This window comes from Pantoea sp. CFCC18179 (genome assembly GCF_059412405.1).
The window spans coordinates 565,218-587,585 of sequence record NZ_JBNBPM010000001.1 but is presented as its reverse complement, the minus strand read 5'-3'; the positions used below and the strand labels follow the sequence as shown (position 1 = coordinate 587,585).

Here is a 22,368-nt window from a genome sequence, read left to right as displayed (position 1 = left end):
GTCGCTATTTTTGGCGACCTTTTTTCAATTACGACACCAGCTCCTGCGCATACAAATACAGCGTCTTCAACTGCGCCATCTTCTCGGCATTCTCTTCATGCAAACTTGCCAGCGACTCCAATTCCAACAGAAACGCCTGCACGCGCTCGGCGTTCAACGCTTCGCGGCGATGCTGCAACCAGCGCTGCTGCTCTTTATCATCCAGCGTGCCGGGGAAATTACGCGCACGATAGCGGAACAGCAGCTTGGCAATACGTTTATCCTCGAAGGTCAAATCCAGCGCCGGCAAATTCTGCGGCGGCGTCTGGCGCACAATGTTCATGCCCGCGCGGTCAGCATCGCTAAAGAAGCCGTCATACAACTGCGCATCCACATCATCTGATGGCGTAAACGGCTCGGCTTCGGCAAACAGCGTCACCACTTTCTCGCGCACTTCGGCATGCGCGCGCAATAGCGCGAGGTTGGCGAGACAGTGTTGGCGATCAATATTCAGCCGGTCGGCATCTTCCGGGCGCAAGGTATTCGCCGGTGCCAGCACCGGACACTTATTGATGTGCACCAGCTTAATCGGCACCGCGGTGCGGTCGCCCAACTCGTTGTGACGCGTATATAAACGCTCGCGCAGTTCATCGGGTTCCAGCTCCAGCAGCGGCGACATATCGCCAGCCAGATCGGCGACAATCAGCGCATTACGGTTATCGGGATGCCACGCCAACGGCACAATCCAGCTGGTGTTGCCGCGTGCCGCACCAAACATGCCAGAAACATGCACCAGCGGTTTCATCTGCGGGATATCAATCAATGTCATCAGTTTCTGTTTGTTGCGATGGGTAAACAGAAACTCAAACAACTTCGGCTGCTTCTCTTTCACCAGCTTTGCCATCGCTAACGTGGCATACACGTCAGACATCGCATCGTGCGCCTGTTCGTGCGCCACGCCGTTGGCTTTGGTGAGATGCTCCAGCTTGAAGCTTGGGAAACCATCGTCGTTCTCCGGCCATTCAATGCCTTCCGGGCGCAGCGCGTAACAGGCACGCATCACGTCCAGCAAATCCCAGCGGGAATTGCCGTTTTGCCAGCTCCAGCCATACGGATCGAAGAAGTTGCGATAGAAGATATTGCGCGTCACTTCATCATCGAAACGCACATTGTTGTAACCAATCACACAGGTTTGCGGCTCGCTAAACAGGCCGTGAATGCGCTCAGCAAACGCCGCTTCCGTCACGCCGCGCGCTTTGGCAGTTTGCGGCGTAATGCCGGTGATCATCACCGCTTCTGGCTGCGGTAAATAGTCGTCAGCAGGTTGGCAATAAAACACCTGCGGTTCACCTACTGCATTGAATTCTTTATCGGTTCTTAGGCCAGCAAACTGCGCCGGACGGTCCAGCGATGGACTTTTACCGAAGGTTTCATAATCGTGGAAGAGGAAGGTAGGTTGTTCGGGATCGTTCTTCAAAGTTTATTTCCGTTCATATTTGTTCATTAACCCACTGAATCAGAAGCATTAACCTCTAAACTCCCGCCTAAAAACTACTGTATATGTTCACATGTGTTCATTGATGTTCACGCTTGTCCATGTAATATTGCGTACACAGTTGGTACAAAACCCACTTTTTGCTGCGTACAGAAAATATTATGGCCTTGAGCGACACGAAACTACGTTCCATACATGGTAAACCATATTCAGGCCCGTCAGAAGTTTCAGATGCTGATGGGCTCAGCGCGCGCATTTCTCCGAAGGGCGTGATCACCTTTCAGTTCCGGTACCGCTGGAACGGTAAACCTCAAAGGCTTGGCCTCGGTCGCTATCCGGCGATGGCGCTTAAAGACGCTCGAGCACTTACCGGAGAGCTGCGACTTCTGTACGACGGTAACAAAGATCCGCGCAGTTATTTCGAAAAAGTCACTGGTGAATCGCAAATGACCGTCGGCGATTGCCTGGCCTACTGGCAAGAGCAATATGTTGATGTCGTTCTGCGACCAAAAACGCGTGAGCTATACAAATCTACCGTAATTAAAAACATATCCGGCGCATTTCCCGGACGGGCGATCGGTGACATTACCGTTAAACAATGGATCGATTTCTTTGCAAAGGAAGAGAAGATCAATCCCAGGCGCGCCAGGCAATTGCTGTCACAAACCAGAACTGCGATCGGATGGTGCATTCGCCGGCAGGTTATCGACAGCGCGTCTGTAATGCGTATAGCTCCGCGCGATGTTGGTGTGCGCGCTGAAACAGGCAGCCGGGTAATGACCTACAGCGAACTGGCTAAGATCTGGATTGCGATTGATAGAAGCAGGGCGGCCACGTCAAATAAACTTTTGCACCAGATGCTAATGTTATGGGGTGCTAGGGTATCTGAGTTGCGTTTGTCTGAAAGGGCTGAGTTTGATTTATCAGAGTGGGTCTGGACGGTGCCGAAAGAGCACAGCAAGATGAAAAACGTTATCCGGCGGCCAATCTTCGAACAGATTAAACCGCTGCTGGAAAAAGCGATGGAAACGTATGATCAAATACTGTTCCCCGGTGCGATTACAGAAGCGCCAATAACCATCGCAGCAGCTAACCGCTACATCATCCGAATCCGCGAGGGAGTCGACCTTGGCTATTGGCGCGCGCATGATTTCCGGCGAACGTTGGTGACGAGGTTGTCAGAGGAAGGAATCGCGCCCCATGTTACAGAGAGAATGCTGGGGCACGAATTGGGCGGCGTGATGGCGGTGTATAACAAACATGATTGGATTGAGGACCAGAGAAGGGCATATGAGTTGCATGCTGATAAGCTTTTCTGGCACATCAGGAAATCTGCTGGTTGATTCCACCGTTGAGGATCCACGCATCAACATCGCGGCGCAGATAAGATTTTGGGTGAGTTCTAACGGGTTTCGGGAAATTGTGCTTTTTGCAGTATTTCCACATCGTGGTTCGAGACGTGATGTCCAATTTGTTCATCACTTCTTCTTCTTTGATCAGCGCAGAGTCAGTCATTGTTATTTCCTCTAATTTGTCGGTATATAGCAACAAAGCTCTCCATAACGCCTGATTGTTATCATATAGCAACAATCAGGGGCGTTTTGTTAAGCAATTTTCTCTTGAGACAGCGGTAAGCACATTTCAGGAAGGTTGGCGCGCACTAGCGCTTCTGCGAACGGCGGCGGTACCGCATTGCCACACCGCGCCACTTGCTTATCTTTGGCGTATTTATTGCCGCGGTAATCGCGGTCGATGACATACCAGGAAGGGAAGCCCTGCGCCGCGTAAAGCTCATGCGGCTGTAGCATGCGCATTCCAATATCAACGATTTGATAATCGGCACCATCGACCGTGACCAAACCAAAGCGATCATTCGTTGTAACGGTGCCGAGCGGTTCAGTTAGGCCAACGCCGCCTTTTTCATTCCCGTAATACTTCATCAGGAACGCGCGCACCTCGCCTAAATGCGTGCCGCTGGCCGTGACAGTGTGCAGCGGCGTATCTGTAGGCTGTCCGGTGTTGGTACCGCGAAACTTAATCAGGTTCGACGTGACCAACGCATGGTGGTCGGTAGTAGTAACCGTATGCGCTGGCGCATCCATCTCGGCGCCGGGTCCGGTGTAATTGCCGCCGAAGTGTTTAGCCAAGAATGCAGATACGAGGGCAAACTTGTTACCGCCAGCCGTTACAGTGCCCACTGGTTTGTGCAAATTAAGGATGCGTGGTGCCTGCCCAGGTCGCTCACCGTATCCAACCTGAATCAACGTTGGGCAGATCACGTTGGTGCGGTTCTGCGTCAGCAGCGTGAAGAAAGGTTTGTCGACCGGGCGCGGCTTCATCTGAAATGTTGAACCGCCGGTACCGGCAAACACTGGCGCGACAACTGCATAACCGTGCGTTTTAGTGATCGTCTGAAGCGGATCATCAAGCGACTGTCCCCGGAAGCAATCATATTTAGTTTGGTTGCTGGTGTGGTTGCACTTCACGATGAACGGCGTTGGGTTATCGATCACGAAACGCTGAATGCCGCGCGCGATGCGCTTAAGCGTATTCTCTGCTAACGGCTTGCTGCGTTCGAAAATGCTGGGGCAGGGAATTGACCAATCGATACATTCCGCTGCGGTGCGCCACGGTTTTAGATGCCCGGATTGAACAGCCAGGCTTTTTGGATCAGCGTGTGTAGGTTGCGGCCACTCAATCGGCTGATCATCGCAGCGCATCACCATGAAGAAGCGTTTGCGAATTGTCGGCGCGCCATAATCGCAGGCGCGCAGCTCGCGAAACTCAACAGCGTAGCCGAGACCGGTGGTAAGGCGGCGAGCGTCAGCGCTGTGCCGGTTAATCTGCAAGAACTCGCACACTTCATCCAGCGCGGGGTGATCATCTGCTACGCCAGTGCTGAGCATGCCCACGAACGCGGCGAACGTTTCGCCTGAGCGCGATGTGTCTGGCCTGTCTTCATCCGCCAGCAGCGGCCCCCACGTTTTAAACTCTTCCACGTTTTCCAGCATCACAACGCGCGGGCGCTTCGCCAGCGCCCACCGAATGACAATCCACGCTAAACCGCGAATTTCCTTTTTTACCGGTTTGCTGCCTTTAGCCTTACTAAAGTGGCGGCAGTCTGGCGAGAACCAGGCTAGGCCCACCGGCGCGCCACAGGTCGCCGCCACCGGGTCAATATCAAACACCGATTCGCAGTAGTGCAGCGTGTCGGGGTGATTAGTGGTGTGCATGGCGATTGCGTTTGGGTCGTGGTTAATGGCAATGTCCACGCTGCGACCGGTAGCCATTTCAATGCCGGTGCTGGCGCCGCCGCCACCGGCAAAATTATCAACGATGATTTCCCTCATTGGGCGTGCACTCCAAAGGTGGCGGTAAGTGATAGGGCAGAAGCAATGATTTCGGCAGATGGCTGGCGCTCCAGCAGCATGCGGTTTATGTGGTGCATAACCTTACGCTGGTGGTCTTGTTTTATAGCGGGAAGGCCTGGAATCTGATCTGCGATGAGTGTTACTTCAGCCGGCCAAACCGCATTCGAGGTTTCAGGAATATTTTCTGGAATAATTTGCGGTTGAATCTGTTGTGCCAACTTGGCTGCAGCGCGCTCAATCTGCGCCATGAACCCGTCGCCACGTGCTTCCAGATGGTCGCGGCTGATGTAATCAAACTTTTGCCCGCGCCACGTTTTATCGAACACCGCGATCGCCGCGCCGAACCCGGCGGATGATTCAGCAGGCTGCCCGTCTTCAGGGCGATACCAGATCGGCAAATCAAAACTGACGCGGCCACGTACGAAGGCGATGTGATCCGCACCTTCCGGCCACCACACCTCGCCAGTTGCGGCCTTGATCAGAAACACATAACGCCCGCCTAATTCGCGCATTGCTAGCGTGTGAGCCATGATTTGGCGCATACCAGTGATGTGAACACCATCGTGCATGCTGGCGCGGCTGTATGGCGGATTGGCGAACGCCGCGCCGTTCAGTACTGCCAAGCGTTCAGACCAATTCTTGGTTAATGCGTTATCTTCAGCGCTGTAATATGCCTCGCACTTGGCGTTGTCGCGGTCGGCAAATAGGTCGAGCACGAACGGACCGAACAGCGAATTGATTCCCCACCAAAGCCGGTCTGGTGATCGCCACTGGTCGCCGATTTTCTTGAGCTGGTGAGTTGGCTGCGCACGAAGCGCTTCAAGCGCCGCGCAGTAGGGGTTAATTGTATGACCGGTCATTATATTGGCACCTCAGATCAGCACTTTTTCGTTTGGGTGATATCGATTTGATAGTACGTACAAAAATCAAGTACGTAGGGGCATTCGGCGGGGCTTTCAGTTCCGTTGATGACATCGCAGCCGCCTTCATGAAGGCAATTGCAGTTCAGGCAACCAAGCCGGTTTTCGAAGCAGTTTTTAGCCATGTGATACCCATTGCACCGGCCACCGCTGAACCGGTGCGGAAAGTCATATGCGGAACAGCAGCAGGTAACCTGGCTGCCGCTCCAGTAGGCTTTCCCGCTGGCAATTGAGTTTCCATAACATCACCTCAGCTGAGATAGAGATCTGCACTTAACGCCGCGATGAGCAGCAGGATCCACGCGCCACCAATGGCGGCGACGTCATAGAAAGGTTGGTGGCGCGCGTAATGCGCGCGGATTCGATTTTTCATGGAGTGGTAACCAAAATTAACCCGCTTGGTGCGGGCTAGTCTTCGATGTAATTCCAGTTAGCGTCGTAACCATACTCTTTGGGATCGACATCTGGTCTGCTAAGCCTGAAGGCAAATTCAGTCCATTTGCGCTTTTCATCTGGCGATTGGTCTCCCCATCTTGGCGCAATTTCGCTGGAGTGAATGAGGTCGCCTTTAATGTGGTACTGCCCGCAATTCGAACCGGTATCTTCATCTGCGTACCGGATGCTGAATTCAAGGTGAGGGAAGCGCTTCGCCATCTCTTCGAAAATTGGGTCGGGGCTAGCCCATGCAGTATCGAAGCGGATCTTCAATTCAGCACCTGATTCAGCGTGACGATTTAGACGCTTTTTAAACAGGCGTTTTGCATAAGCTGTGACATGAGTTTTTCGGTAACGATAGCCATGTTTAACGCGCTCCTTAACTGCTGGAACAGGCATCTCAACATCGTATGCATTCCATTTTGTTCCCCATTTATCACAAGACCAGTCATACCAAGACCAATAGCCGTGCCGCTGCATGTTTTCGATACGTAGTAAAGCATGCGCTTTGGTCTTTTTGATGTGTGAAGGTTTTGCACCTCGCTCACGCATTTTGCGAATAACTTCTTTAGGGTTTTCGATATCGCCGAAGAAAAAACGACCGGCAGGTTTCCCCAACAAGGCAGAGGCTAAGTTTTCGACATCGGAACTTTCATCAATCAGCATGCTTTTTGGCATACGAGTGATGTTATTGAAATCAATACGGCCATGCTTATTGGTGATTGCGCGAATGAACGCCGCGCGCTGTTTGTTGGTGCCACCAATGACGGTCACTTCGTTTGTAACGTGGTTTGGCATGTGGGCCTCTCAAATAATTTTTTTTGCAGTAAGTCTCTATAAACAGGCGTAAAAAAAACCGCTTTCGCGGCTATCGGTAAACAGGGGAGCACTCGAGTTGAGCCATCGGCCGGCGCTCGAGCAATCGCTTTTTTATTCGCTCGCAAGAGACCTTGTCGGGATAAATGCGCTCGTTGATTGGCATTAGCTCAACGGTTGCTGAGGCGAGAAGCAGAACGAAGCCGATTAGCATGAATCCTCCTGCTCACCAGCTGGCCACTTAATTACGCGATCACGCATCCAGTTCGCGCCATCACGGAAAATAGCGCCTGCATGCCACGACGTATTGAGGCGATAGCCTTCCTCTTCGGTGATCGGTGGAGGGATGCGGGTACTTTGGTCACCTTCGAGGTGAGCCAACGCAGCGATCGCCATATCAACCGCCCACTGTTCGTGGTTCTCTGTTTCCGCCAGAATTTCACGGCAGTGCTCAATCAGCTGCTGATTTTGACTCATGATGCATCCTCCAGCTTGGTACCGCACAGCGGGCAGTAAGTCATTTTCAGAGAGCATTCTTTTCGGGTGTAATTCTTGGCTAACTCGCCATTTTTCTTTCTTGCACGGAAAGCCAGTTTGTACTTCAGCATCACCGCTATGCCGCTATTTTTGCCAAACATCAGAACTTCGTTATCCCAACCGCAACCATCCCAACGACTACCGAGTTCGCTACCCTCAGGAACACCTTCCATAAGATGCTCATGAAGCTTAACTTTCGCTTTTTCCAAACAATCACATTTAGTAAACATTAGTGCCCCCGTTCTCGCGCCACGGCGCGCGCTGCGCAGCCATGGCGATCACCTTTAAGTTCGTTATAGCGATGAAGGAATGCCACGCGCGCTTGTCGTGGATTCAATGGGGCGAGGAGCATAGGTGCTGGCTCAATGTCCTCGAGCATCGGCCATGGCGTGCCGTCGTCCAGATCAAGGTCGCGCCGCTCAGTCGCCAGCATCACCAGGTCCGCATGCTTCACCTCCGGCCACTTGCCTAACGTCCTGATCCCGAACTTACGCGCTATCGCCAGCTCAACGCGTTTTTCGATTTCCTGATAATCAGGTAGCAGCGCCTTTAACGGTGACGAGCAGTCGCCAATGTATGCTTCAGCCGCATCATGCAGCAGGGCATCAAGGGCGAACGACGGCGGCACTAAGTAGCTCACGTGCACCGAATGCTGAGCCACGCTGTAAAATTCCTGCAGCTGGCCGGTGAAGCGGCAAAGGTTCGACAGCGCGCAGGCAATGTCTTCTATGCAAATCGCATCGGGCGAGATGTCGAGGAAGTCGAAGTGTTTGCCCGATTGAGTGATGATCCAGCTCATGATTTTTTTTCCTGTTTGCTGCGCTTGTAAGCGCAATGACAAAAGCTGGCACGCTGATTCGACCATTCGGTGTTCGCTCCGCGCGCAAGTTTTTCAGCCTGGCGCCATAGCTGCGTTGCCTTAAAGAATTCGCCGCTCTTTTCCAGGCTCACCGCCTCGGCAGAAAGTGACGCGTAGGATTTATTCATGGAGGCGCTCCAGAAATGAAAACCGCCTCAGGCGAGGCGGTTGTGATGACCGGTTATTTGTTAGAACGGGATGTCGTCGTCCCAAGCTGGCTCCGACTGCTGTTGAGCGCCATTACTGCCAGCGTTCTGAGCAAGCCTTGATACGTTTCCAGTGTGAGTCGGTTGTTGTGGCTGGCCCCAGCCACGATTCATCGTGGCTCCAGCACTTGGCTGGCGATCGTCCTTGTCTTTCATCGTTTCACACAGATGATCGATAACATTGGCCGGTTCGTTGGCAGCATATTCTGAATAAGTTTTGCGGGTGCCAGGTTGGAATACATGGCGGACTTCGAATTTATAGCCGTCGCTGCCATCGTTTTTGGTGTAGAGAACCTTTTGCAACATCAGGCCCACTTTCTTACCCACGAGAGCAGGGTTAGTCCAAACGATGCCCTCCGGGGTCTGCTGTTGCATTGGTTGCGCGTCTTTCACCTGACATGCCCACAGCAGAGAGCTCACCAGGCCAAGCCCGAACGTTGGCGCGCCATCCTTGCCGAAGTAATTAATACGGAGGTAATTGGCTTTTGCGCCATTACTGTCCAGACTGAGTTCCAGCGCTTGCGACTGGCTACCGTCTTTGCCGAACTGGTACACAGCGGAGGCGATTACCCCCTCATAAGCGCCGGTTTCGGAAATACCGCCGGCCGAGCCTGCGGTTTTAGCCAGCTCTGCGGCTTCGGCATTCCACACGAAGCCCATCGGCGTAGGTTGCTGATTCATTGATAAACCCCTTATAAATCGGTCATGAATTCGGTGATGGCGGTATCTACCGCGTGAAGGTCGTTATCCATTTCGGTGAGAGCAGGGAACATATCGGGCGGCGCTTTAGCGGTGTCGTGGTCATCGCCTTTGATCAGAAATACGTGTTTCCCGTCTTTCTTGATGCAGCGAAGCACGATTGAGAAATAGCCTTCGGGCGTTAATTTCTCATTCAGCATTTTGCCGATTGTCTTCATGCGAACTTTCCCGTCGCTCTCCTCTGTGTGGCAGAGGAAGTAAACGCGGAAATCATCGGGTAACACGGTAGCTGCGGTAATGAGCTGCCATACGTGATCGGCCATTTCCGTGAACTTTTGAAAGCCGGTCTGATAGGCGCGCATCATGTTTTCGTGCTGCATGACCACCTGAAAATCGTCAATTATCAGCACGCGCTTTGTGGGATGTTTTCCAAACCGGGTGATCAGTTCACCGATCCGGTTCCAGTCATCAAAGCGGAAAATGTTTCCCTGCTGGCGTGAACCGTCATCCAGCACCTTGCCGTGCAGCTTCCAGCCGGTGGCTTTGAATGGCAGCAATTTAGGTATGCACTGCAACAAAATGGTGTTGTCGGGCTTAACGTTGCGCAGGCTATACGTTTTTCCCGCGCCGCTGTCCCCCAGAATCAGAACTGGAGTTCCCATATCACCCTCCGGTCTGTTGCATGTGATGTCTGATGGTGAACTGGATATCTTCATCGTCGGTCAGGTTGTCAAAACACCACCGCCGATATTTGAAATCAGCCAAAACCCATTCTTCAAACGGAATGCCCTTATATTTCCCAAAACGCATAGCGTGTAGCAGGGAAGGGCGCGAGGAGATATCACGCATCTGCGCTATGGTGAATCGCGCATCACGATTAAGGCGAAGCAGCAGCGCCGCGGTGACGTAACAGTCATAAAGCGCGCGGTGCGCATGGAGACCTTCCGGCACATCAACGTCGAGCATGAAGTGATAGCGCAGGAACTGGTTCGAATGGCTTTCCAGCTCTGGATAGAGCTTGCGCGCCAGCTTTAGCGTGCAGATCCACGGCGCGGTGATTTGAGGTAGTTTGGGGCGGTCGAACGCGGCGTTGTGTGCGACATAAACAGAGGCGCCTTGATAACGGTCTATCACATCATCAATCGGCGGCGCGTCGGCGACCATTTCATTGGTGATATGGTGTACCGCCATGGCGCCAACAGTGATTGGCTCAGGCGGCTTAACGAAGTCGCTCATGGGGTTGCACAGTTTGCCATCGACAATGTCGATGCTTGCCAGCTCACAGATGCCACCTTCAAAGCTGGTGGTCTCAGTGTCGATCACGCGAATGATTGTGGACATTCAGGGCTCCTGTTTTGGCGTCAGCGTTTGCTTCGCGCTGCGCTAGTTGGTTTGCCAGCTGATGCAGATCTGCCGGACTGAGTTGGTTTTGCTCGCAAATCGCGAGGACGGTGTTTAGCGCCAATGTTCGCATCGCTTCGTTCAGCGCAAATTCGGTCGGGATAATGGTGTCTACATCCATCCGGCACACATCCCCGCCACGACAAGCGCGGCCACGATTACGGGTGCCAGCCAGTGGCGGCGGCGCGGGTGGAAGTCGGCACCTGTCAGGCGGTGGCGGAACTGCATACGGTCGATAGGGCTCATGAGGCGCGTCTCCTTGATTTGCTCTGGCTGGCCGCCCGAACGCGGAATGATTGCTGGTAACGAAGTTCGCATTCGTTATCAGCGCAGAAAGTTTTGTTTTCGTAGCGGTTCCAGAAGCGGATGCATCCCACCTTCGTGTCGTTGGGATGGCGGAAACGACCGCAGTAGCTGCACAGCTCTGAATCGGTGAATTCGGTAGCGGATTGCAGCACCGTCCACTCGCAGTAACGCTGGCGATCGCCACGCTCATCGATGTAATTGACGAACGTCTCGTCGTTGCCCTTGTAGTCGGGGTCAATGCTGCAACCGTCGAAAATTACTACCCGGCTACCAATGCGGATCGGCGTGCCAGCTGGCAGTTCGCCGAGGCGCTGCCGCGTTAATTTGGGAATGATTTGCATGGGAACTCCTCGGTGCGCTGGATTGCAGCCAAAAAAATGCCCCCATTGAAGGGGGCCAACGACTACACACAGCATTTATGGGATTGTGGCGCCAGGTGCTTATCTTCTGGTTGCCTCGATGGACTGCAATTCACCACAATGGCTGAGAGCTCTGGCTTACCAGGCGTGCGGCGTCATCTGTCATTCACCGCTCAGAGCTCTCACCATTGCGTGCCGTCTCTTCCGGCTGTCATCCGGGTTGAACTCGCCCGGAACGAGATTGAAGGATTAACCGCTCCTTACAGCGCGCCGGGATGATGCCCGGCTTATCCACCGCCTTTACTTTTAAGCCCAACGTGCTGCTGCGGTACTCCGGGCCCGCCCTGGTGAGGCGTAATTAGTCGTAACCTGGATAGCAATAATCATCCGGATCACAGTCGATACATATTTTCGACTGACCGTAGTAGAGAGCGAACACCATCTTTTCCCACTTGGAATAGAGACGCCCGCTGCTGATCAGTCGTTGAATAAATTCACTTTTAAGTTTCGCGCTATAAACGTCATAGACCTGATTACCCTCGATTTTTTCACCTTTGATGGCTCGCATGTCCAGACAATTGGCCAATTCATATTGGCTGCGACCGCTGCTGTATCGGGAGCTTTCCTCTCGATTTTCATCAAAATAGAAATGCTGATAATCAGTACCAAGACAGCTCTCACTCTCAATCAGCCGGAAATCAGGGTATTCCCAACCATTTTCACGCGCTTCGCTTGCGTGACATTCAATGAAAGCTTCCAACAGGTTGCTCAACTTGATGACTGGTGGAACCAACTGATCATCCATCGCTTCTTTCAACGCGGCTTCAGCTTTAGCAATCATGTCATTTGCTATGCCGCTGCTCGCGAAGGTTTCGCGCAGGCGCTGCTGGATCATTTCGTTGTAACGACCAAGCTCAATTACGCTTTCAATGTTGCCGGGTAGGGCCGATTTGAAAGCTTTCTCAGCACTCTTACTGAAATCACTCCAGCGCCCGAAAGCTTCATCAACAACCCCGCTAAGACAGGTTTCGATTTTTTTGTCGATGATTTCCAGCATTTTAGGGCTGGTGGAAATATGCTGGATACGTGACGTAAGGACTTCTGCAAGTGTTGAGTTTGCTAAAAGCTCAACTGGTTGATCTGGAGTTTCATTACTGTCAGACATGCGTTTACCTCATTCCATTGCGGCGCCATGCCGCCAGTTCGTTTTGATGCTGCGCCCTCCACTCTATCAGCCTAAGTCCCGGCGGAGCCGTCCGGCTATGACTGCCTCGCTGGTTATGGGCGCAGCTCAAAAGAAACTGTTGCCACACTGTCGCAGTGGCCGCGCCGGTCGCCCGGAACATTCAAATCAGGCCGACATATGTCGCTGGCCTGTACACCGGTCCGTCGCTCGCATTGCGCCTCGTTGACTCATCCCAGGTCGGTTAGGGATGGCCGCTAAATTCAGTTTGCCAGGGATGCGATTGAGTACCCGGTGTGCGACTACCTGATTGTTAAAGAGCGATTCAGCTTTCTGCGGTGGGCTGCGTCGTGCTGTGAGATAAATATATTGCGTGAAACGCATATGCGTCAAGCGCATATCCTGGGGTTTTAGGGGAAGGAGAAGTGAAAAGTGGTTTAACTTTCTGAATTGTCTCAGATTAAAAATTGATAATTTTTTGCGGTAGAAACAAAAAAGCCCGCATAAGCGGGCTATGATGTTGGAGCGGGGAGGTTATCCGTGGCGGCGGAATTGCTGCGATTGGCTAAGCATCACACGGCCTGAGACGTGAAGCATATCTGCTTCCTCAGGATTTATTGTCCATTCACGATATTTGGTGTTGTCGGAGATGACGATCAAATCCGTTTTTACTTTTTGCAGGCGCTTAACGTAGGTATCTCCGTTAAAGTCGAAAACATAGATACCATCACCATCAAAATGATTTACTCGTTGATCCACAAATATCAGGTCGCCGGGTTCAATGGTTCCCTGCATGCTGTCTCCACGAACGTTAATTAGCTTGACCATATCTTGAGGTGCAGAGCCGAAAATTAACTTCGCTTGCTCTGGCTCATATTCAATGGATCTAATGACTTCCACAACATCCCTTGATGGAGAGCCATTACCGGCGCTTGCAGATACTTCAAGTACATCAACCCGATACACATCTTTCCTCCTCGCTTCGACAAGCGAACCAACACTGTATGAATCCACAGTATCACTTATGTCATTAGAAGAAAACAGTTCGGAAGGCGGCACTTCAAGCGCAGCCGCGATTTTCTTGATTTGAGCGTCACTGTACCCCTGCATTCCACGCTCTAAGCGCGACAGGTTCCCTACATCGCTATCCGCCAGCAATGCCAGTTCATTTAGGGTCATCTTTTTCGCCTTGCGGATCTGGCGAATTTTGTCTCCAACATTCATGAGCACATTTGAAATCATTTATGCGTCACTCGCAAAGCGTGTTGCGCAAATTATGCGGATGCAATATTATGCGTACAGCGCATTTAATGAGGGCGTCACATGCAAAATATGCAAACACCACTGCGAAAAATGCGTGAAGCGAATGGATTAACAATCAGTGAAGTTGCCTTGGCCGTACAAATCGACGTTGGAAACCTGAGCCGTATTGAACGCGGCATTCAAGTTACTTCAATCGAAACAGCGGAAAAAATCTCTCAGTTCTTCAAGGGGAAGATCAGTGAGATGCAAATTCTTTATCCGCAACGTTATGTCCATGGAATCAACGTTGATTGATGTTCATTCACTTCACTGCGAAATGCTCCAGCTTATGGCTGGGGCTCCTAGTGAAAATTTACAACCAATAAAGGGAAAATTTTAATGGAATCAACAGCAATTGCGAGCAATTCAGTTCGCGTTAAATGCAAACCAGAAGCGCTGGAGAGCTTCTTTCATCGAGAGGCCATCACTCGTGGAAACAAGACTCTGGCGGTTGAAATGGGTATTCATCCTTCTGGCCTTAGTCGCCAGAAAATCCGCATCTGCGAACTGGCGTGCCGAATGATTCACGAACTTGGGTTGCCTGAGGGTAGCGTCGCGGCGCCAGGGTGTGAGCAGAACGTTGTGCTTACGGGAGAAGAGGCCCGAACGCTGCTTTCGATGCTGGAACACCTTCGTAAACCTGCGGAGGGCGCTGGTGGATGAGAGATTTGTCGAAACCAATAAGCATTACCGCGATCGGCGGGGCATTGTCGTCAACGTTATCAGCTACGACCGGCAGGAACGGCGAGTCATTTTCATGCGTCCCGGCTATCCGCACGAATGCTGCGTTCCAAAATTGTATTTCGAGAAGCACTTCAGGTTGTTTGAAGGGGATGGCTGAACAGTTGGAGCTGAACAGCCGGGTACAGCTTTGCTTTGGGAAAGCGAGGTCAATTATGCGATACAAACGCCGTAAACCGCAACCAGAAACTACTGTACATAAAGACATGGCGCGTGAGCAGTTCGCGCGCCAAATCGCGCCTGGTGTCGGGCGCCATCTTCGTGACGCTCTCGAGCTGGCTAAACAGTTGCGGCGCAAGAGGTCCGAAGATGAGTAACACCGCTGAAGTTCTCAACTTTCCCGCTCGAACAGAGCGTGTGGAGTCACGCATGGCCGATACCGATGACGGGTTTACTCGGCTGGCAAACATGCTGCTGGAGGAATACTCCGGCGCTGATTTAACTAAGCGTCAGTTTAAGGTGCTGCTTGCCGTTCTCCGGCTTACCTATGGATGGAATAAAAAAATGGACCGTATCAGCGATTCACAAATCGCCGCTATCGCTAAGCTACCCGTTAAGCGCTGCAACGAAACCAAGCTGCAACTGGTTTCGATGAACATCCTGATCCAGCATGGCCGCCAGTATGGCCCCAATAAAAACGTCTCAGAATGGCGCATCCCTCAAAACGAGGGAGAATCCCTCAATTCAGGGGATAAAAAATCCCTCAAATTAGGGGAGCGCTATCCCTCAAAACAGGGGGACACCAAAGACATTATTCCAAAGACAGTAAAAACAGATCCCCCTAAAGCCCCCAAGGGGGAATTTTCGGAAGAAGTTTTATCACAGGCAAAACAGGTCCTGGAGTTTTACAACAAGGTCACAAGCTCTGCCTGCCGCTCTGGTGAAGCCTTTGCCGTTTTGCTGACAGAGCGTGCGGCGCGGGATGCCTACAGCGTGGAAGATTTAAAACTAGTGATCCGCTGGGTTGCCCAAACCTGGACGCGTCGCAACGGTACCGTGGCTAAGCCTGTCAACATTTGCCGGGTTAATCGCTTCGATGGTTACCTGGCTGACGCCACCCTGTGGAGCCAGAACGCTGTCGAAATTGATTGCGCCGCGGTGGTGGATGCGTGGAACGATATTACCGATGGTCGCCTTGCTGCTGCTGAGCTGGACCGCGATCGCGAGAATGCAATTCGCGCGCTGCTTATCCATATGTCGAAAAAGTCAGTGGATGCTTTCCGCTCGTACTTCAAAACGTTCATGACTGATGCGCGCGATTTTCACTTCGGCGGCCCGGACGGCACCGGCTGGCGCGCCAGCTTCGATTACCTGATGAAACCTGAGACGCTTCGCAAGGTGCGGGAGGGTGCGCTGTGAGTGCAATTCTTGGTAGTGATCTGGAGGCTTGTGTTATCGGTTGCCTACTGCTGGAAGGCATGACGCCCGATTCACTCGAGGTGATTAACACTCTTGAAGAACGATCGTTTTTGGTTGGGTTTTATCGTGAGCTGTTCAAGGAGATTAAACGGCAGGCCCGTCATCGAAAAATGATTGATGCCATGGCAATTGCCGACGCCATGGGAACCGAACAAGGCATATTCTCCAACGTCATGGAGACAATGCGCGCTGTTCCCAGCTCCAGAAACATGAAGGGCTACGTCAAAATTTTGCGCGAGAAAGTGATGATCCGCGATTTCAAGGTTTTGATGGAAACGCATTACGACCAGATCATTACCGCGATCAATCACGAAACTGCTTTTGAAAATATCCAGGAGCTAACCCGACAACTGGCGAATTTTAGTCATACCGATGAACAAGTTGTGCCAATGCGAGTTGGAGAATTGCTTGATGGTTACATGGATGTGCTGGAAAAGCGGGTTTCTGATGGCGACGAATCGTACACAGTTAAAACCGGCATCGAACCATTAGACGATATTACCGGCGGCCTGAACGACACTGACCTGATCATCATTGCAGCGCGCCCTGGCATGGGTAAAACCGAATTAGCGCTAAAGATTGCCGAAGCAGTGGCGCAACGCACTGTAACGCTTGGTACTGAGAAGGTGAAGCGCGGTGTGCTGATCTTCAGCATGGAGATGCAGGCGCAGCAGATTGTCGAGCGCCAGCTTGCGAACGCGTCCAACGTATCGGTTTCGATGCTCCGCAAAGCAAGCCATCTCGCTGATGAGGACTGGGGCCGGATCTCCATGGGCATCGGCCAGCTTGCAAACCTCGATGTGTGGGTTGTTGATGCAACGAACCTGAGCATTGAACAAATTCGGGCAGTGGCCACGCGCCACAAACAGCGTTATCCGGGCTTGTCGCTCATCATGGCTGACTATCTCGGCCTCATTAAAAAGCCAACCGCTGAGCGTAACGACCTGGCGATCGGCGAAATCACTCGCGGCCTTAAAACCATGGCAATGGAATTGAACACGCCGGTGGTGTGCCTTAGCCAGCTTTCACGTGACGTTGAGAAGCGCCCGAACAAGCGCCCGGTGAATGCTGATCTGCGCGACAGCGGCAGCATTGAGCAGGATGCGGACGGCATCTGGTTTATTTACCGCGACGGTGTTTACAACCCTGAAAGCCCAGCGGCTGACGTGGCGGAAATCATCGTTGGTAAAAACCGTCATGGCCCCGGCGGCGTTGCCTACCAGAAATTCCACAACGGACACTTCAAAGATATTGACCAGGTGGAAGCGGCGATGCTCGCTCGCGAGAAGCCAGAACGCGGCGGACACGCCTCACGGAGAGACTTTTGATCCAGATTTACGACATAACTCCGATTGGCAAACCTCGCCAAACGCAGCGGGACAAATGGGCAAAGCGTCCGGCGGTGCTGCGCTACCGGGCATTCTGCGACGAAGTGCGCCTGCGTGGTGTTGCTCTGCCGGTCAGCGGTTGCCGCATTACGTTTGTTATTCCAATGCCCGACAGCTGGAGCAAGAAGAAGCGCGCTGAGTTGATTGGTCGGCCGCATCAGCAAAAGCCTGATGTCGATAACCTGCATAAAGCGTTGATGGACGCTGTGTTTGATGACGATAGCGCGGTATGGGATGCACGGATCACCAAAATTTGGGGAGATAAGGGCCAGATACGGATCGAAAACATTGCCTGACCGATGTAACACCGCCGAATTCAGACAGGAGAAGCAAATTGAATCTTGAAAGCTCTATTAAATTTTTCGCACCGAAATCACCTCAATTAAGCGATTCTCCACCGGCAACGGCCAGTGACAGCCTGACCATAACGGATGTGATGGCATCCTTTGGCCTTACCGAAGCGATGGCACGCTTTGGCTTTGAGCTGTTCCTGTCTAAACACGGCATCACGTCTAACGACCGCGCCGTGGAGATGCTTACTGATTTTGGTATGAGCCAGGCGGGGCGCTACCGGGCGATCGCCGAACTCGCTGACGATATTAAACGCGACTTACTGCAATTGCTCGCAACGTTCGCATATCAGGATTATTCGCGCAGCGCGGCCAGCACGCGCTCATGCCCATGCTGTAGCGGTACCGGATTCACTGAAGCGGAAGTGTTCACAACTAAGACCCACACGCCGCTGGTGGCGCAGGACATAATCAGAACATCCATCAGATGGGGCGCGAAAGACGTGTACCCATCAACGTTTGAGAAGCACAGACAGGTTCGTGAAATAGCGCGCGTGCTTTGCTCGTCTTGCGGTGGCAAAGGTGAAATCAGCAACGCATGCCGTTGCCACGGAAAAGGGAAGGTGCTGGACAAACAGCAAAGTGAGTTGCAGGGCGTGCCGGTCACCAAAGAGTGCCCAAAATGTTCAGGCCGTGGTTATGCCCGATTGCCATCTGAAGTAGTGCGCCGTGCTGTCGCTTATGGAGTGATGACCATAAGCGAACCGACGTGGCGCCGCAGCTTCAAACCCTTCTATGAGTTGCTGGTGATCCAATGCCATCGGGAAGAAGCTGTCGCCGATGAAATGCTGCAACGGGTGACGAGCAATCGCAAAATTGATGCTTTTTGAGATTATTTGCGATTAGGGCCAATCCGAGATATTGACGCCGTGACGAAAATGGCCCAATATCTCGCCAATGATGGGATTTCTGTGTGCTGTTCATCAACGCGGAAACCGGTCGGTTGCAAAATCTGTGACTAATTAAAGCGCCTGCGGCCTCACCAGCTAGCGGGCGTTTTTGTTTTTCGGTCATGCTTGGCATGCGACTGGCGTTATTAATGCAGGGATGAAAAGTCGTGCTTGAGTACTTGATTGGCATACCTTCTTCGATATATGACCACGTAAGTGCCTTAACTGGCATTTTTTTCATTGCGGCAATGGTTAAAATATTTGGCTATCCCTGCTTATACCTAATCCAGGAAGTTACCAACCGGATTATGGAAAAAAGAAGCGCTTTAAGATTTATTAAAAATGGTATGCCCGAAGCGGAAGCGTGGAAGAAAGCCAATAGCATTTGGCGACCTGAAAAGGAGCAGCCTCTCATCATCAGGTGGCTTAAAAAAATCTTCAGAAAAAAATAATCCTGCTTCGGCGGGATTTTTTGTTTTAACCCACGCCATTGGCTGAGAGTTACTAGTCTCCAAGCCGGCAACGGACATTTCCCCATAAAAAAATCCGCACTACGGCGGACTTTTCAACATTGGCTACCCAACGGCGGATCGGTGTTTTCTCTCGACAGGAAAAGACTAACCGGGCTTGCTCAGTTCAGAAAGTAGACAACTCCTAATTGAACAGGTCCCCGCATGAAGGGGGTAGGTATGACGCGTATGAATCAACATGCCGATGCGGCAATCAGCGGGGGCACCTGGATGGCAACTCTTTCGAGCCTTGCCGGAGTCGTGACACTTGACCGTGTGTACATGATTACCGCCTTGGCAGGTTTAGTGATAGCCATCTTTGGATATCTCGATAAGCGCAGCACCGAAAAGCTGAAACGCAAAGCAATTCAGGAAGAGCGGAAAAACGAAAAAGAGCGCATTGAATTAGACCGTGTGCGCGCTCAGGCGGTACTCGACTATCTGCAGGGCAGCGGTGATACGCCTGCTGTAAAGCAATCATCAGAAGTGATTCGTGACATCAATAAAGTGCTCGACGCTGCGAAGGAATAAATATGGCTTTATCGCCTCAGCTTAAAACGCGCCTTAGCGCTGCGATGCTGGCATTGATAGCAGCAGGCGCGTCAGCTCCGGCACTGATGTACCAGTTTCAAAATGAGAAGGAAGGTACCAGCCTTAATGCATACCCGGATGCTGGTGGCATTTGGACAATCTGCGGCGGTGTGACTCGAGTAAATGGAAGGCCAGTTGTTAAAGGCATGCAACTTACGCGTGAGCAATGCGACCGGATTGATGCCGCGGAGCAGGCTAAAGCGTTGGCATGGGTTGATAAAAATGTGTATGTGCCTCTCACAAACCCACAGAAGGTAGGTATTGCGTCATTCTGTCCATGGAATATTGGTCCCGGGAAATGCTTGCCGTCCACGTTCTACCGCAAGCTAAATGCGGGCGATCGTAAAGGCGCATGCGTCGAGATGAAACGATGGATATTCGACGGCGGTAAAGACTGCCGCATTCGCTCGAACAATTGCTACGGGCAGGTGGAGCGCCGCGATCAGGAGTCAGAATTAACGTGCTGGGGGATAGATGGATGACGCGCGTACTGTTGACCATCACCGCATTGGTTATAGCGTTACTAATTGGTGCTGGATCACTGGCAAACCATTACCGCAGCCATGCCATTGAATACAAATCCCAACGCGACAAAGCGAAAGATGCGCTCAAGCTGGCGAACGCTACGATTGACGACATGCAAGTGCGCCAGCGTGATGTTGCTGAACTTGATGCTAAATACACGAAGGAGTTAGCTGATGCTCAGGCGACTATCGATCTGCTGCATGATGATGTTGCTACTGGCAAGCGCCGGTTGCAGCTCAACGCAAAGTGCCCAGCGACTAACGCCACCGGCACCACCGGCATGGATGATGCAACCAGCCCCAGACTTGCTGACGCCGCTGAGCGAAATTATTGGACCCTCAGAAGTCGTATCGAAATCGCCGGTAATCAAATAGCCGGATTGCAGCAGTACATCAAAGAGCAGTGTAGAAAATAGTGATTGTGTCTTATTTTGAGAGCAATCTAGGGCATTGAAAATCAGTAAAATCATCCCAAATTAAATGTTTCCGCAGAGAGTCTGCGGGAAACAAGGAAAAGTGATGATAAAAGTAACCTACTTTCTAACGCAGCGAATAGATTTCCCTGGTATCGGCGTTGGGCCATTGCTGGATAAAGAATACGACAATCTTTTCGAAGCAAATATTCCAGAAGTCGGCAGCGACATCGGTCTCCAATATGGGGTTGACCCAGGGCAATCGGGGTCGTTTAAAGTGAAGAAAATTGACCGCAACATCTGGAATTCTGGCGAAAGCTATATGATTTGGGTCGAAGGGGCTTAGTTTCTAATCCGTATGACAAGGCTGCCTGGCAGCCTTTTTTATTGGAGCCAATATGCCAGACGCCTTCCGCATCACCGTAACCACAAAGTCAGGTGAAACTCATGTTGGTTTGATGAACCGATCACAACCTGAAATCGTTAACGGCTTCATTGGTGTGGCCAAGGAAGATGGAGCATGGGTATACCTTGCGACGGATGACGTGCTGAAAATGGAATACGTGCCAGAACTTACCTCACAGGGTTCGACCTGAGCATCACAGGTCACAATTTCGAGTGCGCCCTGTAATGCTCTGTTGTTTCTCTCCAGTTGTACGGCTAGCCACGCTGTGAAGCGTCGCGGCGCTGCTGGATTGCCAACTTCATGATTTCCAAGAAATTATTAACTGCTGGGGCATACGCCAAAGCTAACAATATGATGTTGTGTAAATCCATATTACCTCTCTAATTTTTGATGTTTTGTGTTCTATTAGAGTGGTTAATCCCTCTCTAACAGATTTACCCATCTATTTCATAGATATAAATAGAGTTATGGTTCCAACCAAATCGAGGTGATTAATGCCTTCAGGAAAAATCGTGATGCGCATCGACATGCGGCGCTGGATGCTTCCAGTGGCATGCATCGCTGCACTGATGGACTGGCAATGGCTGCTGGATAAATGCTTCCGGAAAACACGGGTTTTCGAAGGTGTGAGAGATGCGTGATGCTGAAGACAATATTGAACGGCCAACAGCACCCGCCAGCCTTCTGGAAGAGTTTCATGCCCACATCATGCTGATCCCTGCACCTGAGGTGCTCGAGTGGATAAACCAGCAAATCCTGTCGGAAGACGGTTACCTGCATAACCCCGATCATGCACACCTCATTGACGCGGATATCCGCGTGATGTGGGCGTCCTCGTCGTTCCCGAAGAAAGGTCGCACTGTACTCGGTCAGGCCGAGGAGGTTGCGTTTCGCGCTGGCGGGTGGCAGAAGGCACGGATGGAACAGCAGATGCATGAATGGTTCGGAGAAGTACCGGATTACATCATCACGCTGGCTGCTGATTATTGTGCGGAATGTAGCGGTGCAGAGTTCTGCGCGCTGGTTGAGCACGAGCTTTACCACATAGCACAAAAGGTGGACGAGTTCGGCGCGCCTGAGTTCACGCGTGACGGACAGCCCAAGCTTTGCATGCGTGGTCACGATGTCGAAGAGTTCGTAGGCGTAGTGCGCCGCTACGGCGCTAGCAGCGAGGTACAGGAACTTATCGACGCTGCCAGCCAATCGGCTGAGGTGTCAAAACTCAACATAGCCAGGGCGTGCGGAACATGCATGCTGCGTCTGGCATAA

32 protein-coding genes are annotated in these 22,368 nt (G+C 52.0%); 16 read left to right on the top strand and 16 right to left on the bottom strand.

The window, feature by feature from the left end; genetic code table 11:
• Positions 1–28: 28 nt before the first annotated feature.
• Complete coding sequence (gene sbcB / locus ACPUC7_RS02870) at positions 29–1,456, bottom strand: exodeoxyribonuclease I (RefSeq protein WP_494921691.1); 1,428 nt, start codon at positions 1,454–1,456, stop codon at positions 29–31.
• Between the two features lie 179 nt (positions 1,457–1,635).
• Between sbcB and ACPUC7_RS02865 the strand changes: the two genes are divergently transcribed.
• Positions 1,636–2,817 carry a tyrosine-type recombinase/integrase gene (locus ACPUC7_RS02865; RefSeq protein WP_494921690.1) on the top strand — a complete coding sequence of 394 codons (1,182 nt, stop codon included), beginning with the start codon at positions 1,636–1,638 and terminating at the stop codon, positions 2,815–2,817.
• Here ACPUC7_RS02865 and ACPUC7_RS02860 read toward each other — a convergent pair.
• The 3 genes from ACPUC7_RS02860 to ACPUC7_RS02850 all read right to left on the bottom strand — a co-directional run bounded on the left by ACPUC7_RS02860 (position 2,798) and on the right by ACPUC7_RS02850 (position 5,705).
• Positions 2,798–2,989: a helix-turn-helix transcriptional regulator gene (locus ACPUC7_RS02860; RefSeq protein ID WP_494921689.1), complete on the bottom strand. Its 192-nt coding sequence runs from the start codon at positions 2,987–2,989 to the stop codon at positions 2,798–2,800. The genes ACPUC7_RS02865 and ACPUC7_RS02860 overlap by 20 nt on opposite strands.
• 89 nt (positions 2,990–3,078) lie before the next feature.
• Positions 3,079–4,824, bottom strand: coding sequence for a DNA cytosine methyltransferase (locus ACPUC7_RS02855; protein WP_494921688.1), 1,746 nt, complete (start codon positions 4,822–4,824; stop codon positions 3,079–3,081).
• On the bottom strand, positions 4,821–5,705 hold the full coding sequence (locus ACPUC7_RS02850; protein WP_494921687.1) for a phage N-6-adenine-methyltransferase: 885 nt from the start codon (positions 5,703–5,705) through the stop codon (positions 4,821–4,823). Before ACPUC7_RS02850 ends, ACPUC7_RS02855 begins: the two co-directional genes overlap by 4 nt.
• 32 nt (positions 5,706–5,737) lie before the next feature.
• Between ACPUC7_RS02850 and ACPUC7_RS02845 the strand changes: the two genes are divergently transcribed.
• The gene (locus tag ACPUC7_RS02845) at positions 5,738–5,998 is read left to right on the top strand and encodes a hypothetical protein (protein WP_494921686.1); all 261 of its coding nucleotides are present in this window, start codon (positions 5,738–5,740) and stop codon (positions 5,996–5,998) included.
• 17 nt (positions 5,999–6,015) lie between these two features.
• On the opposite strand, the gene ACPUC7_RS02840 is transcribed toward ACPUC7_RS02845, so the two are convergent.
• The 12 genes from ACPUC7_RS02840 to ACPUC7_RS02785 form a co-directional block, all read right to left on the bottom strand.
• Positions 6,016–6,138 carry a hypothetical protein gene (locus ACPUC7_RS02840; RefSeq protein WP_494921685.1) on the bottom strand — a complete coding sequence of 41 codons (123 nt, stop codon included), beginning with the start codon at positions 6,136–6,138 and terminating at the stop codon, positions 6,016–6,018.
• 35 nt (positions 6,139–6,173) lie between these two features.
• Entirely contained in the window at positions 6,174–6,998 is an 825-nt protein-coding gene (locus ACPUC7_RS02835) for a DUF1281 family ferredoxin-like fold protein (protein WP_494921684.1), read from the bottom strand.
• A 225-nt stretch (positions 6,999–7,223) separates the two neighbouring features.
• Positions 7,224–7,493: a hypothetical protein gene (locus tag ACPUC7_RS02830; RefSeq protein ID WP_494921683.1), complete on the bottom strand. Its 270-nt coding sequence runs from the start codon at positions 7,491–7,493 to the stop codon at positions 7,224–7,226.
• Positions 7,490–7,783, bottom strand: coding sequence for a hypothetical protein (locus tag ACPUC7_RS02825; protein WP_494921682.1), 294 nt, complete (start codon positions 7,781–7,783; stop codon positions 7,490–7,492). The genes ACPUC7_RS02830 and ACPUC7_RS02825 overlap by 4 nt, the downstream gene beginning before the upstream one ends.
• Positions 7,783–8,352: an HD family hydrolase gene (locus tag ACPUC7_RS02820; RefSeq protein ID WP_494921681.1), complete on the bottom strand. Its 570-nt coding sequence runs from the start codon at positions 8,350–8,352 to the stop codon at positions 7,783–7,785. The genes ACPUC7_RS02825 and ACPUC7_RS02820 overlap by 1 nt, the downstream gene beginning before the upstream one ends.
• Positions 8,349–8,540, bottom strand: coding sequence for an ANR family transcriptional regulator (locus ACPUC7_RS02815; protein ID WP_293797286.1), 192 nt, complete (start codon positions 8,538–8,540; stop codon positions 8,349–8,351). The genes ACPUC7_RS02820 and ACPUC7_RS02815 overlap by 4 nt, the downstream gene beginning before the upstream one ends.
• 60 nt (positions 8,541–8,600) lie before the next feature.
• Complete coding sequence (locus ACPUC7_RS02810) at positions 8,601–9,299, bottom strand: hypothetical protein (RefSeq protein ID WP_494921680.1); 699 nt, start codon at positions 9,297–9,299, stop codon at positions 8,601–8,603.
• 11 nt (positions 9,300–9,310) lie between these two features.
• Positions 9,311–9,979 carry an ATP-binding protein gene (locus ACPUC7_RS02805; protein WP_494921679.1) on the bottom strand — a complete coding sequence of 223 codons (669 nt, stop codon included), beginning with the start codon at positions 9,977–9,979 and terminating at the stop codon, positions 9,311–9,313.
• A 1-nt stretch (position 9,980) separates the two neighbouring features.
• A complete protein-coding gene (gene exoX / locus ACPUC7_RS02800; protein WP_494921678.1) occupies positions 9,981–10,658 on the bottom strand; it encodes an exodeoxyribonuclease X in 678 nt (225 codons plus the stop codon).
• A gap of 302 nt (positions 10,659–10,960) precedes the next feature.
• Positions 10,961–11,365 carry a hypothetical protein gene (locus ACPUC7_RS02795; RefSeq protein ID WP_494921677.1) on the bottom strand — a complete coding sequence of 135 codons (405 nt, stop codon included), beginning with the start codon at positions 11,363–11,365 and terminating at the stop codon, positions 10,961–10,963.
• Positions 11,366–11,741: 376 nt separating this feature from the next.
• Positions 11,742–12,548 carry a hypothetical protein gene (locus ACPUC7_RS02790; RefSeq protein WP_494921676.1) on the bottom strand — a complete coding sequence of 269 codons (807 nt, stop codon included), beginning with the start codon at positions 12,546–12,548 and terminating at the stop codon, positions 11,742–11,744.
• Between the two features lie 552 nt (positions 12,549–13,100).
• Positions 13,101–13,790 carry an XRE family transcriptional regulator gene (locus ACPUC7_RS02785; RefSeq protein WP_494921940.1) on the bottom strand — a complete coding sequence of 230 codons (690 nt, stop codon included), beginning with the start codon at positions 13,788–13,790 and terminating at the stop codon, positions 13,101–13,103.
• Between the two features lie 108 nt (positions 13,791–13,898).
• Between ACPUC7_RS02785 and ACPUC7_RS02780 the strand changes: the two genes are divergently transcribed.
• The 14 genes from ACPUC7_RS02780 to ACPUC7_RS02715 all read left to right on the top strand — a co-directional run bounded on the left by ACPUC7_RS02780 (position 13,899) and on the right by ACPUC7_RS02715 (position 22,368).
• On the top strand, positions 13,899–14,123 hold the full coding sequence (locus ACPUC7_RS02780) for a helix-turn-helix domain-containing protein (protein ID WP_494921939.1): 225 nt from the start codon (positions 13,899–13,901) through the stop codon (positions 14,121–14,123).
• Between the two features lie 84 nt (positions 14,124–14,207).
• Positions 14,208–14,531, top strand: a complete 324-nt coding sequence (locus tag ACPUC7_RS02775) for a hypothetical protein (protein ID WP_494921675.1) — start codon at positions 14,208–14,210, stop codon at positions 14,529–14,531.
• Positions 14,437–14,709, top strand: a complete 273-nt coding sequence (locus ACPUC7_RS02770; protein WP_494921674.1) for a DUF4222 domain-containing protein — start codon at positions 14,437–14,439, stop codon at positions 14,707–14,709. The genes ACPUC7_RS02775 and ACPUC7_RS02770 overlap by 95 nt, the downstream gene beginning before the upstream one ends.
• Positions 14,710–14,918: 209 nt before the next feature.
• A complete protein-coding gene (locus ACPUC7_RS02765) occupies positions 14,919–15,968 on the top strand; it encodes a replication protein (RefSeq protein ID WP_494921673.1) in 1,050 nt (349 codons plus the stop codon).
• Positions 15,965–17,356, top strand: coding sequence for a replicative DNA helicase (locus ACPUC7_RS02760; RefSeq protein WP_494921672.1), 1,392 nt, complete (start codon positions 15,965–15,967; stop codon positions 17,354–17,356). Before ACPUC7_RS02765 ends, ACPUC7_RS02760 begins: the two co-directional genes overlap by 4 nt.
• Positions 17,356–17,712, top strand: a complete 357-nt coding sequence (locus tag ACPUC7_RS02755) for a RusA family crossover junction endodeoxyribonuclease (protein WP_494921938.1) — start codon at positions 17,356–17,358, stop codon at positions 17,710–17,712. Before ACPUC7_RS02760 ends, ACPUC7_RS02755 begins: the two co-directional genes overlap by 1 nt.
• A 38-nt stretch (positions 17,713–17,750) precedes the next feature.
• On the top strand, positions 17,751–18,596 hold the full coding sequence (locus ACPUC7_RS02750) for an antitermination protein (protein WP_494921671.1): 846 nt from the start codon (positions 17,751–17,753) through the stop codon (positions 18,594–18,596).
• A 749-nt stretch (positions 18,597–19,345) separates the two neighbouring features.
• Positions 19,346–19,696, top strand: coding sequence for a hypothetical protein (locus tag ACPUC7_RS02745; RefSeq protein WP_494921670.1), 351 nt, complete (start codon positions 19,346–19,348; stop codon positions 19,694–19,696).
• A 2-nt stretch (positions 19,697–19,698) separates the two neighbouring features.
• Positions 19,699–20,238: a lysozyme gene (locus tag ACPUC7_RS02740; RefSeq protein WP_494921669.1), complete on the top strand. Its 540-nt coding sequence runs from the start codon at positions 19,699–19,701 to the stop codon at positions 20,236–20,238.
• A complete protein-coding gene (locus ACPUC7_RS02735) occupies positions 20,235–20,696 on the top strand; it encodes a lysis protein (RefSeq protein WP_494921668.1) in 462 nt (153 codons plus the stop codon). The genes ACPUC7_RS02740 and ACPUC7_RS02735 overlap by 4 nt, the downstream gene beginning before the upstream one ends.
• A 103-nt stretch (positions 20,697–20,799) precedes the next feature.
• Positions 20,800–21,039 carry a hypothetical protein gene (locus ACPUC7_RS02730; RefSeq protein WP_494921667.1) on the top strand — a complete coding sequence of 80 codons (240 nt, stop codon included), beginning with the start codon at positions 20,800–20,802 and terminating at the stop codon, positions 21,037–21,039.
• A 52-nt stretch (positions 21,040–21,091) separates the two neighbouring features.
• Positions 21,092–21,289, top strand: a complete 198-nt coding sequence (locus ACPUC7_RS02725) for a hypothetical protein (protein ID WP_494921666.1) — start codon at positions 21,092–21,094, stop codon at positions 21,287–21,289.
• A 322-nt stretch (positions 21,290–21,611) separates the two neighbouring features.
• Positions 21,612–21,740: a hypothetical protein gene (locus ACPUC7_RS02720; protein ID WP_494921665.1), complete on the top strand. Its 129-nt coding sequence runs from the start codon at positions 21,612–21,614 to the stop codon at positions 21,738–21,740.
• Entirely contained in the window at positions 21,733–22,368 is a 636-nt protein-coding gene (locus tag ACPUC7_RS02715; RefSeq protein WP_494921664.1) for a putative metallopeptidase, read from the top strand. Before ACPUC7_RS02720 ends, ACPUC7_RS02715 begins: the two co-directional genes overlap by 8 nt.

Bases quoted from the DNA above. Each gene is read 5' to 3' on its own strand.
- ACPUC7_RS02785 (WP_494921940.1), bottom strand. From the start codon at position 13,790: ATGAATGTTGGAGACAAAATTCGCCAGATCCGCAAGGCGAAAAAGATG.
- ACPUC7_RS02840 (WP_494921685.1), bottom strand. From the start codon at position 6,138: ATGAAAAATCGAATCCGCGCGCATTACGCGCGCCACCAACCTTTCTAT.
- ACPUC7_RS02775 (WP_494921675.1), top strand. From the start codon at position 14,208: ATGGAATCAACAGCAATTGCGAGCAATTCAGTTCGCGTTAAATGCAAA.
- ACPUC7_RS02765 (WP_494921673.1), top strand. From the start codon at position 14,919: ATGAGTAACACCGCTGAAGTTCTCAACTTTCCCGCTCGAACAGAGCGT.
- ACPUC7_RS02730 (WP_494921667.1), top strand. From the start codon at position 20,800: ATGATAAAAGTAACCTACTTTCTAACGCAGCGAATAGATTTCCCTGGT.
- ACPUC7_RS02745 (WP_494921670.1), top strand. From the start codon at position 19,346: ATGACGCGTATGAATCAACATGCCGATGCGGCAATCAGCGGGGGCACC.
- ACPUC7_RS02790 (WP_494921676.1), bottom strand. From the start codon at position 12,548: ATGTCTGACAGTAATGAAACTCCAGATCAACCAGTTGAGCTTTTAGCA.
- ACPUC7_RS02835 (WP_494921684.1), bottom strand. From the start codon at position 6,998: ATGCCAAACCACGTTACAAACGAAGTGACCGTCATTGGTGGCACCAAC.
- ACPUC7_RS02825 (WP_494921682.1), bottom strand. From the start codon at position 7,783: ATGTTTACTAAATGTGATTGTTTGGAAAAAGCGAAAGTTAAGCTTCAT.
- ACPUC7_RS02820 (WP_494921681.1), bottom strand. From the start codon at position 8,352: ATGAGCTGGATCATCACTCAATCGGGCAAACACTTCGACTTCCTCGAC.
- ACPUC7_RS02850 (WP_494921687.1), bottom strand. From the start codon at position 5,705: ATGACCGGTCATACAATTAACCCCTACTGCGCGGCGCTTGAAGCGCTT.
- ACPUC7_RS02740 (WP_494921669.1), top strand. From the start codon at position 19,699: ATGGCTTTATCGCCTCAGCTTAAAACGCGCCTTAGCGCTGCGATGCTG.
- ACPUC7_RS02810 (WP_494921680.1), bottom strand. From the start codon at position 9,299: ATGAATCAGCAACCTACGCCGATGGGCTTCGTGTGGAATGCCGAAGCC.
- ACPUC7_RS02865 (WP_494921690.1), top strand. From the start codon at position 1,636: ATGGCCTTGAGCGACACGAAACTACGTTCCATACATGGTAAACCATAT.
- ACPUC7_RS02805 (WP_494921679.1), bottom strand. From the start codon at position 9,979: ATGGGAACTCCAGTTCTGATTCTGGGGGACAGCGGCGCGGGAAAAACG.
- ACPUC7_RS02795 (WP_494921677.1), bottom strand. From the start codon at position 11,365: ATGCAAATCATTCCCAAATTAACGCGGCAGCGCCTCGGCGAACTGCCA.
- ACPUC7_RS02830 (WP_494921683.1), bottom strand. From the start codon at position 7,493: ATGAGTCAAAATCAGCAGCTGATTGAGCACTGCCGTGAAATTCTGGCG.
- ACPUC7_RS02735 (WP_494921668.1), top strand. From the start codon at position 20,235: ATGACGCGCGTACTGTTGACCATCACCGCATTGGTTATAGCGTTACTA.
- ACPUC7_RS02815 (WP_293797286.1), bottom strand. From the start codon at position 8,540: ATGAATAAATCCTACGCGTCACTTTCTGCCGAGGCGGTGAGCCTGGAA.
- ACPUC7_RS02780 (WP_494921939.1), top strand. From the start codon at position 13,899: ATGCAAACACCACTGCGAAAAATGCGTGAAGCGAATGGATTAACAATC.
- ACPUC7_RS02860 (WP_494921689.1), bottom strand. From the start codon at position 2,989: ATGACTGACTCTGCGCTGATCAAAGAAGAAGAAGTGATGAACAAATTG.
- ACPUC7_RS02725 (WP_494921666.1), top strand. From the start codon at position 21,092: ATGCCAGACGCCTTCCGCATCACCGTAACCACAAAGTCAGGTGAAACT.
- exoX (WP_494921678.1), bottom strand. From the start codon at position 10,658: ATGTCCACAATCATTCGCGTGATCGACACTGAGACCACCAGCTTTGAA.
- ACPUC7_RS02855 (WP_494921688.1), bottom strand. From the start codon at position 4,824: ATGAGGGAAATCATCGTTGATAATTTTGCCGGTGGCGGCGGCGCCAGC.
- ACPUC7_RS02715 (WP_494921664.1), top strand. From the start codon at position 21,733: ATGCGTGATGCTGAAGACAATATTGAACGGCCAACAGCACCCGCCAGC.